Annotated in this window: 19 protein-coding genes; 10 read left to right on the top strand and 9 right to left on the bottom strand. The window is 76.8% G+C overall.

All coding sequences use genetic code 11. The features are described 5' to 3' along the window. Window positions 1-29: 29 nt before the first annotated feature. From ACWIZO_RS07315 to ACWIZO_RS07290, 6 genes are all read left to right on the top strand, one after another. Window positions 30-428, top strand: a complete 399-nt coding sequence (locus ACWIZO_RS07315; protein ID WP_448641834.1) for a DUF1622 domain-containing protein — start codon at window positions 30-32, stop codon at window positions 426-428. Continuing rightward, entirely contained in the window at window positions 425-718 is a 294-nt protein-coding gene (locus tag ACWIZO_RS07310; protein ID WP_448641833.1) for a hypothetical protein, read from the top strand. Before ACWIZO_RS07315 ends, ACWIZO_RS07310 begins: the two co-directional genes overlap by 4 nt. A gap of 158 nt (window positions 719-876) precedes the next feature. Beyond that, on the top strand, window positions 877-1,287 hold the full coding sequence (locus tag ACWIZO_RS07305) for a nitroreductase/quinone reductase family protein (RefSeq protein ID WP_448641832.1): 411 nt from the start codon (window positions 877-879) through the stop codon (window positions 1,285-1,287). After that, entirely contained in the window at window positions 1,284-1,757 is a 474-nt protein-coding gene (locus ACWIZO_RS07300) for a hemerythrin domain-containing protein (RefSeq protein ID WP_448641831.1), read from the top strand. Before ACWIZO_RS07305 ends, ACWIZO_RS07300 begins: the two co-directional genes overlap by 4 nt. A 4-nt stretch (window positions 1,758-1,761) precedes the next feature. Beyond that, on the top strand, window positions 1,762-2,577 hold the full coding sequence (locus tag ACWIZO_RS07295; RefSeq protein ID WP_448641830.1) for an alpha/beta fold hydrolase: 816 nt from the start codon (window positions 1,762-1,764) through the stop codon (window positions 2,575-2,577). Window positions 2,578-2,697: 120 nt separating this feature from the next. Continuing rightward, a complete protein-coding gene (locus tag ACWIZO_RS07290) occupies window positions 2,698-2,832 on the top strand; it encodes a hypothetical protein (protein ID WP_448641829.1) in 135 nt (44 codons plus the stop codon). On the opposite strand, the gene ACWIZO_RS07285 is transcribed toward ACWIZO_RS07290, so the two are convergent. The 5 genes from ACWIZO_RS07285 to ACWIZO_RS07265 all read right to left on the bottom strand — a co-directional run bounded on the left by ACWIZO_RS07285 (window position 2,811) and on the right by ACWIZO_RS07265 (window position 6,515). Continuing rightward, a complete protein-coding gene (locus tag ACWIZO_RS07285) occupies window positions 2,811-3,833 on the bottom strand; it encodes a 1-aminocyclopropane-1-carboxylate deaminase (RefSeq protein WP_448641828.1) in 1,023 nt (340 codons plus the stop codon). The genes ACWIZO_RS07290 and ACWIZO_RS07285 overlap by 22 nt on opposite strands. Next, entirely contained in the window at window positions 3,817-4,482 is a 666-nt protein-coding gene (locus ACWIZO_RS07280) for a GntR family transcriptional regulator (protein ID WP_448641827.1), read from the bottom strand. The genes ACWIZO_RS07285 and ACWIZO_RS07280 overlap by 17 nt, the downstream gene beginning before the upstream one ends. Window positions 4,483-4,556: 74 nt before the next feature. Continuing rightward, window positions 4,557-5,147: a GNAT family N-acetyltransferase gene (locus ACWIZO_RS07275; RefSeq protein ID WP_448641826.1), complete on the bottom strand. Its 591-nt coding sequence runs from the start codon at window positions 5,145-5,147 to the stop codon at window positions 4,557-4,559. A gap of 25 nt (window positions 5,148-5,172) precedes the next feature. Further along, window positions 5,173-5,976, bottom strand: coding sequence for an SDR family NAD(P)-dependent oxidoreductase (locus tag ACWIZO_RS07270; RefSeq protein WP_448641825.1), 804 nt, complete (start codon window positions 5,974-5,976; stop codon window positions 5,173-5,175). 107 nt (window positions 5,977-6,083) lie between these two features. After that, window positions 6,084-6,515 (bottom strand): lipocalin-like domain-containing protein, encoded by a 432-nt coding sequence (locus tag ACWIZO_RS07265; RefSeq protein ID WP_448641824.1) that lies wholly within the window; start codon window positions 6,513-6,515, stop codon window positions 6,084-6,086. 94 nt (window positions 6,516-6,609) lie between these two features. Here ACWIZO_RS07265 and ACWIZO_RS07260 point away from each other — a divergent pair, with 94 nt between their 5' ends. From ACWIZO_RS07260 to ACWIZO_RS07250, 3 genes are all read left to right on the top strand, one after another. Further along, window positions 6,610-7,287 carry a Mut7-C RNAse domain-containing protein gene (locus tag ACWIZO_RS07260; RefSeq protein WP_448641823.1) on the top strand — a complete coding sequence of 226 codons (678 nt, stop codon included), beginning with the start codon at window positions 6,610-6,612 and terminating at the stop codon, window positions 7,285-7,287. A gap of 112 nt (window positions 7,288-7,399) precedes the next feature. Next, on the top strand, window positions 7,400-8,029 hold the full coding sequence (locus ACWIZO_RS07255) for a superoxide dismutase (RefSeq protein ID WP_448641822.1): 630 nt from the start codon (window positions 7,400-7,402) through the stop codon (window positions 8,027-8,029). Window positions 8,030-8,181: 152 nt separating this feature from the next. Next, window positions 8,182-9,477 (top strand): Nramp family divalent metal transporter, encoded by a 1,296-nt coding sequence (locus ACWIZO_RS07250; RefSeq protein WP_448641821.1) that lies wholly within the window; start codon window positions 8,182-8,184, stop codon window positions 9,475-9,477. 101 nt (window positions 9,478-9,578) lie between these two features. On the opposite strand, the gene ACWIZO_RS07245 is transcribed toward ACWIZO_RS07250, so the two are convergent. Genes ACWIZO_RS07245 through ACWIZO_RS07235 form a run of 3 tightly spaced genes read right to left on the bottom strand, consistent with a single transcriptional unit; the run spans window position 9,579 to window position 10,916 of the window. Next, window positions 9,579-9,749, bottom strand: coding sequence for a hypothetical protein (locus ACWIZO_RS07245; RefSeq protein WP_446758069.1), 171 nt, complete (start codon window positions 9,747-9,749; stop codon window positions 9,579-9,581). 52 nt (window positions 9,750-9,801) lie between these two features. Continuing rightward, window positions 9,802-9,972, bottom strand: coding sequence for a hypothetical protein (locus tag ACWIZO_RS07240; protein ID WP_448641820.1), 171 nt, complete (start codon window positions 9,970-9,972; stop codon window positions 9,802-9,804). Continuing rightward, a complete protein-coding gene (locus ACWIZO_RS07235) occupies window positions 9,969-10,916 on the bottom strand; it encodes an alpha/beta fold hydrolase (protein WP_448641819.1) in 948 nt (315 codons plus the stop codon). The genes ACWIZO_RS07240 and ACWIZO_RS07235 overlap by 4 nt, the downstream gene beginning before the upstream one ends. 75 nt (window positions 10,917-10,991) lie before the next feature. Between ACWIZO_RS07235 and ACWIZO_RS07230 the strand changes: the two genes are divergently transcribed. Further along, entirely contained in the window at window positions 10,992-11,600 is a 609-nt protein-coding gene (locus ACWIZO_RS07230) for a TetR/AcrR family transcriptional regulator (RefSeq protein WP_448641818.1), read from the top strand. A gap of 87 nt (window positions 11,601-11,687) precedes the next feature. On the opposite strand, the gene ACWIZO_RS07225 is transcribed toward ACWIZO_RS07230, so the two are convergent. Continuing rightward, complete coding sequence (locus tag ACWIZO_RS07225) at window positions 11,688-12,323, bottom strand: class I SAM-dependent methyltransferase (protein ID WP_448641817.1); 636 nt, start codon at window positions 12,321-12,323, stop codon at window positions 11,688-11,690. Between the last annotated feature and the right edge of the window lie 25 nt (window positions 12,324-12,348).

The raw sequence follows: 12,348 nt of genomic DNA, 5'->3' as shown, positions 1-12,348 counted from the left end.
CCGGCGGCGCCGCGGGTAGGGCCGCTGCCGTGGAGGAGCTGCTCGCCGAGGTCGTCGGCGTCCTGGTCACCGTCGTCGAGGCCTGCGGGGCCGCCGTCATCCTCGTCGGCGCGGTGTGGGCCTTCGCCCGGTTCGTGTGGGCGGGCGTGCGCGGCGGCGGGTCGCGGGCGTTCGTGCCCGTGCGGCTGACCCTGGGCCGGTTCCTGGCGCTGGGGCTGGAGTTCCAGCTGGCCAGCGACGTGCTGCGGACGGCGGTGGCGCCGAGCTTCCGCGAGCTCGGTCAGCTGGCCGCGGTCGCGGCGATCCGGACCGCGCTGAACTACTTCCTGTCCAAGGAGATCGCCGAGGAGCGGCGGCAGGTGGCCGAGGAGGCGCAGGACGCGGTCCCCGACGCGGCGTCCCCGCAGGCCCGCGGGCGGACCGTGTGACCTCGCTGGGCCCGCTGCCCGGCCTGCTGGCGCTCGTCGTCAGCGGCCTGGCCCTCGTCGCCGGCGCGGTCGCGCTGGTCGCCACCCGGCGGCCGGCGCTGGCCCTCGGCGTCCTGCTCGACCTGCTGCTGGCCGCCGGGCTGCTCCGGCTGGCGGCCGAGCCGACCTGGACGTCACTGGCCACCGCGGCCGCCGTCGTCGCGCTGCGCCGGCTGATCGGTGCCGGCCTGCGCACCGGGGGCCGGGCGTTCTCCGCGACGGTCGTTGCCCGCCCCGCCCGCGACCGCTAGCCTCCCCGCCCGTGACTGCCGGGTCGGCCTCGCGCCGCGCACGGATCGGGTCCCCGGCCGCCGGGTGAGCCCGCGGCGGGCCCGCAGCCCGCCGGCGTCGTCCTGTCCCCGCCCTCCCCCGCGGCTGCCCGCCGCACCCCCTCCCGGACAGGACACGCATGCCACACCCGTTCAACCAGCACGTCGTCGACGAGTTCCGCGCCCGCGGCGGCCGCGTCGGCGGGCCCTTCGCGGGCGCCCACCTGCTGCTCCTCACCACCACCGGCGCCCGCACCGGACGCCTGCACACCACCCCGGTCGGCCGGCTGACCGACGACGGCGGCCGCACCCTGGTCATCGCCTCGGCCGGCGGCGCGCCGGACCACCCGCAGTGGTTTCCGAACCTCCTCGCCGACCCGCACGTGACCGTCGAGGACGGGACGCCGACCTGGCCCGGCCGGGCCGTGGTCCTCGAGGGGCCGGAGCGCGACGCCGCCTTCGCCCGCGCCGCCGCGGCGGACCCGGGCTGGGCGGCCCACCAGGAGCGCACGGCGCGGGTGCTGCCCGTCGTCGTCCTGGAGCCCCGGTGACGGCGGCCGCCCGGCCGGCCGCCCTCGGCGCGGAGCTGCGGCGGATCCACGACGGGCTGCGCGCCGACCTGCGCGCGCTACGGGTGGCCGCGGCGAGCGGCGCTCCCCCGGACGTCCGCCGCCGGCTGCCGGCGCACTGCCTGGCCTTCTGCGCCGCGCTCACCGCCCACCACACCGGCGAGGACGCCGGCGCCTTCCCCGCGCTCGCGGAGCGCTTCCCCGAGCTGGCGCCGGTGCTGGAGAAGACGGCCGAGGACCACGGGTGGATCACCGGGATCCTCGCCCGGGTGGAGGAGCTCGCCGGGGAGCTGGCCGCCGCGGGCACCTCGCCGCGGCTGGCGGTCGAGCTCGACGGGCTCGCGGCGATCGTGGAGTCGCACTTCTCCTTCGAGGAGCGGCGGATCGCCGACGCGCTCGACCGGCTGCCGGGCACGGCCGCGGAGCTGCTCGGGGCCCCGCGGGGAGACTGACGGCGTGGACGAGGTCGTGACGTCGGCGGACGGCACGCGGCTGGTGGTGCGCCGCGTGGGCAGCGGCGAGCCCGTCGTCCTCCTGCACGGGTCCGGTGGCGGGCTGCACTCCTGGGCGCAGGTCGCCGACCGGCTGGCCGACGGGTTCGCGCTGTGGCTGGTGGCGCGGCGCGGGCACGGTCCGAGCGACGTCGGTGACCGGCCCGGCTCGTTCGCCGACGACGTCGCGGACACGCGCGCGGTGCTGGCAGCCGCCGGTGCGTCGTCGTCCACGGGTTCCGCGCACCTGGTCGGCTCCTCCTACGGCGCCCAGGTCGCGCTGCACACGGCGCTCGCCGCTCCCGGCGAGGTGCGCTCGCTCGCGCTCCACGAGCCGCCGCTGTTCGCCGCTGGTCCGCAACTCGCGCCGGTCCTGGCGGAGTACCGGGCGCGCCTGGCCGACGACGACCTCGCCGGTGCGGGCGCGCTGTGGGCCGAGCGGGTGGCGCAGGTGCCGCCCGCCCTGCTCGCCGCGCTGACGGGGAGCCCGCCGGGCGACCCGGCCGAGGCCCGGCGCTCGGCACGCGGTTCCCTGCGCGACCTGGAGGCCCTCGTCGCCGACCACACCGCCGTCTCGCGCTGGGCCGCCGTCCGGGTGCCCACCCTCCTGACGCAGGGCGCGGACACCTGGGACCCGGTGCCGGCCACCACGGACGCGCTGGCGGCCGTGCTCCCCGACGCCGAGCGGGTCGTGTGGGAGGGGCAGACGCACTTCGCCACGAGCACCGCGCCCGGCCTGGTGGCCGGCACGCTGCGCGGCTTCCTGCACCGGCAGCGGTGACGGTCCGGCTCCGGGACGGCGTGGCCGGCGACGCCGACGAGCTCACCGCGCTGTTCTCCGCTCGCGGGAGCCTGCGATGCCGTGGCCGGCCGTGCCGCACACCGCGGCGGAGACCCGGTGGTGGGTGGAGCACGTCGTCCCCGCAACACGCGGGCCGGCCGGTTCTCCGAGGCGGCGGGGTTCGTGCTGGTCGAGGAGCGCGAGCCCGACTGCACCTACACCCGCGCCGCCGCTCAGGAGAACAGCGCGCTGTAGCCGTTGAGCGCGGGCTGGCCGCCGAGGTGGGCGTAGAGCACGGTCGACGACGGGTCGATCTCGCGGCGGCCCACGAGGTCGAGCACCGCGGCCATCGACTTCCCCTCGTACACCGGGTCGGTGACCATGCCCTCGGTGCGGGCGGCGGTCTCCATTGCGCGGATCGTCGCCTGGTCCGGGATGCCGTAGACGCCGCCGTGGAAGCGCTCGTCGAGCTCGACGTCGTCGAGGGTGAGCTCGCGCCGGACGCCGATGGCCCGCGCCGTCCGCTGGGCGATGCGCAGCACCTGGTCACGGGTCTCGGCCGGCTCGGCGCTCGCGTCGACGCCGAGCACCCGGCGCGGCCGGCCGCCCTGCTCCTCGAGCAGCGCGAACCCGGCGACCATCCCGGCCTGCGTCGACCCGGTGACCGAGCAGACGACGACGGTGTCGAAGAAGACGCCCAGCTCGGCCTCCTGCTGCGCCACCTCCAGCGCCCAGTTCGCGAAGCCGTGCCCGCCCAGCGGGTGGTCACTGGCCCCGGCCGGGATGGCGTAGGGCCGGCCGCCGCGCGCCTCGATCTCGGCGAGCGCGGCCTCCCAGCTCTCCTTGAACCCGATGCCGAACCCCGCCTCGACCAGCCGCACGTCGGCGCCGGCCAGCCGGCTGACGAGGATGTTGCCGACCTTGTCGTAGACGGCGTCGGGCCAGTCGACCCAGCTCTCCTGCAGCAGCACGCACGACAGCCCCAGGTGCGCGGCGACGGCGGCCACCTGGCGGGTGTGGTTGCTCTGCACCCCGCCGATGGAGACGAGGGTGTCGCAGCCCTGGGCGAGCGCCTCGGCGACGAGGTACTCGAGCTTGCGGGTCTTGTTGCCGCCGTAGGCGATGCCGGAGTTGCAGTCCTCCCGCTTGGCCCAGACGGCGGCGCCGCCGAGGTGCGCGGTCAGCCGGTCGAGCCGGTGCACCGGCGAGGGGCCGAACAGCAGCGGGTGCCGGGGGAAGTCAGCCAGCGTCGTCATCGGTCTCCTCCAGTTCGGACAGCAGCGCCGTCCAGATCTCGCGGGTGGTGGCGACGGCGGCGTCGACGTCGCAGGTCGCGCAGGCGTCGGCGAGCCGGTCGTGCAGGGCGACGGACTCCCGGCCGTGCGCCGCGGCGAAGCGGGCCCGCTCCAGCCGGCGGATCGCCGGGGTGAGGCGCTCGACGGTCGCGGTGAGCGCGGTGTTGCCGGCGCGGTCGAGCAGCACGGCGTGCAGGTCGTCGTCGGCGGCCAGCGCGGCGTCGAGGTCGCCGGCGTCCACGGCGGCGGCGAACCGCTCGTTGGCCGCGCGCATGGCGGCGACGTCGTCGGCGGTCACCCGGCCGGCCCCCTCGCGGGCGGCGAGCTCGTGCATCGCCCGGACGACGACGGCGGCGTCGCGCACCTCCCGCGGCCGCAGCGGGGTGACCCGGGTGTGGCTCTGCGGCTTGGCCTCGACCAGCCCCTCGTCGGCCAGTCGGGCCAGCGCGGCACGGACGGGGGCGACCGACAGCCCGAGGCGGGCGGCGAGGGCGGCGTCCTTCACCACGCTCCCCGGCGGCAGCTCGCCGCTGACGATGGCCGCCCGGATGCGCGCCAGCGCGGTGTCGCGCAGCAGCACCCGTCCGACGGGCGCGAGCGGAGCGGTCACCACTGACATCTCAGATGTCAGTCGTCCCGCCGTCAAGACCCCCGCTTGCCGGACCGGTCCGTACCGGTGGCCCCCTACCGCCCGAGGCCGGGTGGCGTCGGCGTGACCCGGGCGAGGTCGGGGACGTCGTCGTCGGCCAGCCGGGCCCACAGCAGCTCGTCGCGCTTGACCCCGTCGCCGTACCGGTGCGACTGCCGCAGCCGCCCCTCGACGGTGAAGCCGGCCTTCTCGGCCACCCGCCCCGACGCGGGGTTGTCGACGGCGTGCACGAGCTCGACCCGGTCCACCGGCAGGGTGGCGAAGCCCCAGCGGCAGGCGGCGTCGACGGCGCGGGCGGTCAGCCCGCAGCCGCGGGCGGCGGGCACCGCCCAGTAGCCCACCTCGGCGTTGCCCTGGCAGACGTCGATCGAGTGCAGCGACAGCGAGCCGAGCAGGTCCCCGGTCGCAGCGTCGACGACGGCCCACGTGGCCTGGGTGCCGCTGCTCCAGTCGGCCCGGCGGGCCACCCAGACCTCGGCGTCCGCGGTGGAGCGGACCCGGCCGGGGTTGCTCCACACGTCGGTGGCCGGGTCGGTCAGCGCGGCACGGACGGCACCGGCGTCACCGGCCCGCCACGGCCGCAGCAGCAGTGGCCCGGCGGGCACCTCGACGGGGAGCGGCTCCACGGGGCCGGCCGTCCCGGGCGGCGGCTCAGCTCTCCCCGGAGCCCGGCTCGGCCATCTTCCGGTTGAGCTTGGCGGCCACGTTGCCCGGCGTCAGGGCCGACAGCCGGCCCATCGCCTTGCTGGCCAGCGACCCGGCGAACACCGACGCCTCGCCCTTCATCAGTCCCTCGTAGCCCTGGCGGGCCACCAGCGCCGGGTCGTCCTTCTGGTCCGTGGCGCCCAGGCGGGTGTCGGTGAGGTCGCCGCGGTCGAAGAACTCCGTGTCGGTGGGCCCGGGCAGCAGCGCGGTGACGCTGACCCCGCGGTCGGAGAGCTCCTCGCGCAGCGACAGCGCCAGGTGCTGCACGAACGCCTTGCTCGCGCCGTACACGGCCTGGAACGGCTGCGGCGCCTGCGAGGCCACCGAGGAGGTGAACAGGATGCGGCCCTCGCCCGCGACAGCCATGTCCTGCGCCACCCGCTTGGCGATGTGCACCGTCGAGCCGCAGTTGAGCGCCACGATGCCCAGCTCCGCGTCGAGGTCGGTGTCGGTGAACGCCCCGCCGACGCCGACGCCGGCGTTGATCGCGGCGGCGGCCAGCGGCCGGCCCGAGCCGCGGACGGCGGCCACCAGCACCTCGCGGTCCTCGTAGCGCGTCAGGTCACCGCGGACCGGCGAGACGGCGGCGCCCATCCCGCGCAGCTGCTCGGCGGCGGCGTCGAGCTCGTCGTCCTCGGCGGCGATCACCAGGTCGTAGCCGTGCTCGGCGAACTGCTTGGCCAGCTCCAGCCCGATGCCGCTGGAGGCGCCGGTGACGAGGGCGAGGGGACGGACGGTGGGCAGGGTCACGGGAGCTTCCCGGGGTCGCACGCGGACGGTCCCGGTGGGCATGCCCACCCTGCCGCCGTCCGACCCCTCGGGCCGGGATCCGCGGCCGGCAGGACGCCGCTGCCGGCTCAGCTCTCGCGCCGCCAGCGCAGCTCGTGGGTGACGCGCCCGCCTGGCGTCTCGAGCACCGGCGGGCGGAGGACGAGCTCGCCGTCGTCGAACGCGTACTGACGCACCTGGGTCGTGCCCACCCACGGCGGGTGGAGGCTGAGCTCCACGTGCAGCTCCACGCTGTCCTCGTGCACCTCGTACCTGGCTGCGTACGCCAGGTAGGTGGCGAAGGCCCGTGCCTGCTCGGACTCCGGCGCGCCGAACGGGTCGCGGCCGCTCATCTCCGGCCGCCCGGTGGCCGCGATCTGCACCGCCGCCCAGCCGTCCTCCTCGAACACGGCGACCCCCTCGGGCCGCTCGCCGAACGGGTGCCCGACGTGCCCGTCGTCGTGGACGGCCGTCCAGGAGACGAGGCGCCACCGTCCGGCCAGCTGCCGCGCGTCGGTCACGGGGACCTCCGGAGGTGAGGCGTCGTCCGTGTGGGTCATCGCGGTACCGGACGTCGGCGCCGTGACCGGACCCGGCGCGGGACGCCGTCGACGAGTGACGGTCGTCGACGACGCGCTGCGCCCGCTGCTGCCGGCCCGCGACCGCGCGGCCGGCCGGCGGGTGCTCGCCGCCGACCCCGACGCGACCGTCGGGCACCGGGTGCAGGCCGCCGGCGTGCTGCTGACCGAGGCCGGCCGGCCGCCGCCCGGCGCGACGGTCGCGGTGCAGGCGGCTCCCCGGCCGCAGCCGGAGCCGGCCGGGGGCTTCCTGCTCGACGCCGGGCTGGGCGCCCTGGCCCGCCGGATGCGGCTGCTCGGCCTGGACACCGCGTGGTCGCCGGAGGCGCGCGCCCCGGACGCCGACGACGCCGAGCCGGTCGCCGCCGCCGTCACCGAGGACCGGGTGCTGCTCACCCAGGACCGCGGCCTGCTCGTGCGCCGGGCGCTGCCGGCCGGGGCGTGGGTGCGCGGCGCGACGCCGGACGACCGGCTGGCCGACGTGCTCGACCGCTTCCGCCCGGCGCTGGCCCCGCTCACCCGGTGTTCCCCGTGCAACGGCACCCTGGCCGCCGTCGGCGCCGCCGAGGTGGCCGACCGGCTCGAGCCCGGCACCCGCCGCACGGCCACGGACTCCTCCTGCTGCACCGGGTGCGGGCGGGTCCACTGGCGCGGCGCCCACGCCCGCCGCATCGACCCGCTGGTGGAGCGCGCCCGCCGCCTCACGGGCGGCTGAGCGGCGGCCGACCGGCGGCACTGGCCCGCGGGGGCCACGGGTCGGCCCGGGCGTGACACCCCGGCCGGGCAGGACGACGGACGTCAGAGCCGGCCCCGACGGAGGGAACCCCGTGCCCGAGTACGTGCTCCCCGACCTGCCCTACGACTACGGGGCACTGGAGCCGCACATCTCCGGCGAGATCATGCAGCTGCACCACGACAAGCACCACCAGACCTACGTCACCGGGGCCAACACGGCGCTGGAGCAGCTCGCCGAGGCGCGGGAGGGCGACGGGCTGTGGGCGGCCAACCTGTACGAGACGAACCTGGCGTTCAACCGCGCCGGGCACGTCAACCACTCGGTGTTCTGGCCCAACATGAGCCCGGACGGCGGCGACCGCCCCGACGGTGAGCTGGCGGCGGCCGTCGACGACCAGTTCGGGTCGTTCGAGGCCTTCCAGTCGCACTTCAACGCCGTCGCCAACGGGGTGCAGGGTTCGGCCTGGGCGATTCTCACCTGGGACTCGGTGGGCCAGAAGCTGCTCATCTGCCAGCTCCACGACCACCAGGGCAACCTCGCCGTCGGTCTCGTGCCGCTGCTGATGCTCGACATGTGGGAGCACGCGTTCTACCTGCAGTACCGCAACGTGAAGAACGACTACGTGAAGGCCTGGTGGAACGTCGTCAACTGGGCCGACGTCACGCAGCGGTTCACCACGGCGCGCACGGCCACGGCCGGGCTCGTCGTCCCGGCGGCCTGAGCGCTCCCCGGGGCCCCGGCACGTGCCGCGGCCCCGGGGCGCCTGAGGTCAGGCTCACCTCGGCCCGCAGGGGCCACCGCCTGGCCCGCCCGTGACACCCGCGGTGGGCAGACCCGGAGCACGCCCCCTCCCCCGTCCCCTGCGAGGCCCCCGTGTACCTGTCGAAGACCGAGGCCGCCGTCCTGCCGACGACGCTCGTCGGCACCCCCCGCCCGTCGCCGGCACCGACCGCACGACGACGCCGCATCTGGCCGCTGCTCGGCCCGGCCTTCGTCGCCGCCGTCGCCTACGTCGACCCCGGCAACTTCGCCACGAACTTCTCCGGCGGCGCCTCCTTCGGCTACACGCTGCTGTGGGTGATCGTGGCGGCCAACCTCATGGCGATGCTCATCCAGAGCCTCACCGCCAAGCTGGGCCTGGCCACCGGCCGCGACCTGGCCACGCTGTGCCGGGAGCGGCTGCCCCGGCCGGTCACCTGGGGGCTGTGGGTGCAGGCCGAGGCGGTCGCCATCGCCACCGACCTGGCCGAGATCGTCGGCGGCGCGGTGGCGCTGAACCTGCTGTTCGGGGTGCCGCTGCCCATCGGCGGGCTGATCACCGCCGTCGTCGCCTTCGTGCTGCTGGGGGCGCAGTCACGCGGGCACCGGCCCTTCGAGCGGGTCATCACCGGGCTGCTGCTGGTCATCGGGCTGGGCTTCGGCTACACGCTGGTCGGCTCCGGCGTCGACCTCGGCGGCGTCGCCGGCGGGATGGTGCCCACCTTCGACGGCCCGGAGAGCCTGGTGCTGGCCACCGGCATCCTCGGCGCCACGGTCATGCCGCACGTCATCTACGTGCACTCGGCGCTCACGCCGGGCCGCTACGGCGACGTCGTCACCGCCGGCCGCACGCACGAGGGACGGCGGCGGCTGCTGCGGGCCCAGCGCCTCGACGTCCTGCTCGCCATGGGGCTCGCGGGCCTGGTCAACGCCGCGATGCTGGTGATCGCCGCGCAGCTGTTCACCGGCAGCAGCGACCAGGCGACCTCGCTGGAGGGCGTGCACGCCGGCCTCGGCGACCAGCTCGGCACCGGCGCCGCGCTCGCCTTCGCGGTCGCGCTGCTGGCCAGCGGCTTCGCCTCCTCCTCGGTCGGCACCCACGCCGGCCAGGTCGTGATGGCCGGCTTCCTCAAGCGGCACGTCCCGGTGCTCGCCCGGCGGCTGATCACCCTGGCCCCGGCGCTGGCGGTGCTCGTCCTGGGCGGCGACCCGACGACGGCGCTGGTGTGGTCGCAGGTCGTGCTCAGCTTCGGCATCCCGTTCGCGCTGGTGCCGCTGCTGTGGCTGACCAGCCGCCGCGACCTGATGGGCGGGTGGGTGAACCGGCGGGTCACCACCGCGGTCGGGGCGGTCGTGGCCGCGCTGATCATCGGCCTGAACGCGCACCTGCTGCTCGGCTTCGTGCTCTGACGGCGGCGACCTGCAGGGGCAACCGCCCGACGGTGTGCGCTGGTGCGCAGTTCCCGTGCCGGAACCGTGCACCTGCGCACACCGTCGCCGGGGCGGGGTCCTCAGGCGGGCTCCGGCACGCCGCCTGGGTCGCCGCCGGGGTCGTCGGGTGTCGGCTCGACCGGCGCGGGCGGCAGCGGCTCCGGGGCGTCCGGGAGCAGCTCCCCCGGGTCGTCGGGCACCGGCTCGGTCGGGTCGATGACGGGCTCCGGCTCGGGGATCGGCGAGACCATCCACCGAGTCAACCAGCGACGCACGCCGGCAGGCCAGCGACCGGGCATCTCCTCAGGCCCCGGCGCTGCACCTCGCGAGCACGGCACCCATGACGAGGGACAGCGGCACCAGCCGGACCAGGCGGCGGCGCCACGGCTCCTGCGGCGCGGACGGGTGGACGACCGCGGCGGCGAGCCCGCCGACCGCCAGGGCGAGGACGAGCGTCACCAGGACGGACCTCACGAGGAGCTCCGGGTCCCCGCGGCCTCGCCGTCCGGGCGCCCGGGCCGGGGCTCCCCCCGGTCGGCGGTGGCGCGGACGTCGTCGGCGATCCCCGGCCACAGCGCGCGGGGCAGCTCGTGCCCCATCCCCGGGTGGACGACGAGCCGGGCGCCGGGCACCGCGGCCGCCGTCGCCTCCCCGCCCTCCGGGCGGATCACCACGTCGCCGTCGCCGTGAACGACGAGCGTCGGCACCCGGACGGCGGCCAGCTCCGCGCGCAGGTCGCGGGCGGCCTGCTCCGCCGCCTGCTGCCGCTTGACGCCCGGCCCGGTCAGCCCCTGGTCGTCGCGGGCCATGGCCACCCGCAGCATCGCCAGGTGGTCCTCGCGGTCGGTGGGGTAGCCGGGAGAGCCGGTGACCTCCTGCATGGCGACCATGAAGTCGGCCATCGCCTCGGGGGTCGTCGGCCGGCCCTGCTCCTTCGCCAGCGCCCGGGCGCGACGCACCAGCGCCATCGTCGTCCGCGCGCGCATCCGGCCGATCCGCGGCGCGGGCTTCGACATGATCGACGTCAGCGACAGCACGCGGTCGGGGTGCTCGACGGCGAGCAGCTGGGCGATCATCCCGCCGAGCGAGGCGCCGACGACGTGCGCGGCCGGCCAGCCGACGGCGTCCATCACCGCGACCGCGTCGCCGGCCATGTCCGACAGCGTGTAGGCGGCCGGCACCCGGGACCACGCGCGCCTCGGCACGGGGCCGTCGAGGTGGGTGGACAGGCCGACGTCGCGGTTGTCGAACCGGACGACGCGGAAGCCGCGGGCGGTCAGCTCGGCGCAGAACCCGTCGGGCCAGCCGACCATCTGGGCACCCAGGCCCATGACCAGCAGGAGCGGCTCGCCGCCGGGCTCCCCGATCACCTCGTAGGCGATCTCCAGGTCTCCGGAACGGGCGGTCAGGACGGCCACGGCTGCCTCCTCGGTCGGTGTCGGGATACAGTCGTACCACAGGTTTCGGTACACGTGTATCCCGAAGGAGGTGCGGTGCCCCGGCGGGTCGACCACGACGAGCGGCGGCGGGAGCTGACCGCCGCGCTGCTGCGCATCGCGAGCACCCGTGGGCTGCAGGCGGTGTCGATGCGCGAGGTCGCCGCGGAGGCGGGCGTGTCGCTGCGGGTGGTCCAGTACTACTTCACCGACAAGGCCACCCTCATGGCCTCGGGCATCACCGAGCTGGCCGCGCGTCTCGACCGGCGCGTGCGCGAGCGTGCCGCGGTGCTCGGCACCGGCCTCCCGCCACGGACGGTGCTGGAGGTCGTCCTCGGCGCGATCCTGCCCACGGACGACGACAGCCGCGCCGACCAGCTCGCCTGGACCGCCTACTACGCGGCCGGGCTCACCGACCCGGCCGAGGCGGTCGACGGCCGGTACGCCCCGGACGCGCTGGAGCGGTGGCTGACCGGCGTCGTCAGCCGGGCCGTGGACGACGGCCAGGTGGCCGCCGACGCCGACCCGCGGATCGAGGTGGTGAGCCTGCTGGCGCTCACCAACGGCCTGGTCAGCAGCGTGCTGGGCCGGCAGCGCACCGTGGACGACGCCCTCGCCGTCGTCCGCTACCGGCTGGACCGGCTGTTCGGCCCGGCGGCCGGCTGACCTAGGCGTCCCGGCCCCGACGGGGTGCGCCGGCGCACCGTTCCGCTGCGGGGGACCGGGCTGGTGCGCACACCGTCGCCGGACCGGTCAGGCCACCGCCGTCCCCAGCACGTGCGGGCTGGCCGGCGCCCGGACCCGCGCCGGCGGGAAGTCGAACCGGCGGACCCGGGCCACGGTGAAGCCCGCCGCCTCGATGTCGCCGACCTGGTCGGTGGCCGTGTGGCAGCCGCCGGCCAGGAGCGGCCAGACGGTCGCGTCGACCACCCGCTGGACGCCGCGCAGCCGCCGGTCCTCGGCCACGGTGTGCTCGAGGAAGCGCAGCTCGCCGCCCGGACGCAGGACCCGGCGCAGCTCCCGCAGTGCCCGTGCGCGGTCGGCGATGCTGCACAGCACGAGGCAGAGGACGGCGACGTCGACCGAGGCGTCCGGCAGCGACAGCTCCGCGGCGGTGCCGGCGCGGACCTCGACGTCGACGTCCGCCGCCCGTGCGGCCCGCTCGGCGGCGGCGCGCAGCCGCGGCTCGGGCTCGACCGCGACCACCCGGCCCACCGTCGACGGGTAGTGGGCGAAGTTCAGCCCGTTGCCGCAGCCGACCTCGACCACTCCGCCGCGCGCCCCGTCGAGGAGCTCGCGGCGGAGGCCGGCCATCCCGGCCTCCTCCAGCCGCGGGCTCAGCCGCTCGTAGCAGCGGCTGAAGACGGGACGCGGCAGGTCGGTCGCCATGCCCGCACGGTCGCGGGAGCGCCAC

It is taken from the genome of Geodermatophilus sp. URMC 63, assembly GCF_053502565.1.
This window is presented reverse-complemented; position numbering and strand designations above follow the sequence as displayed.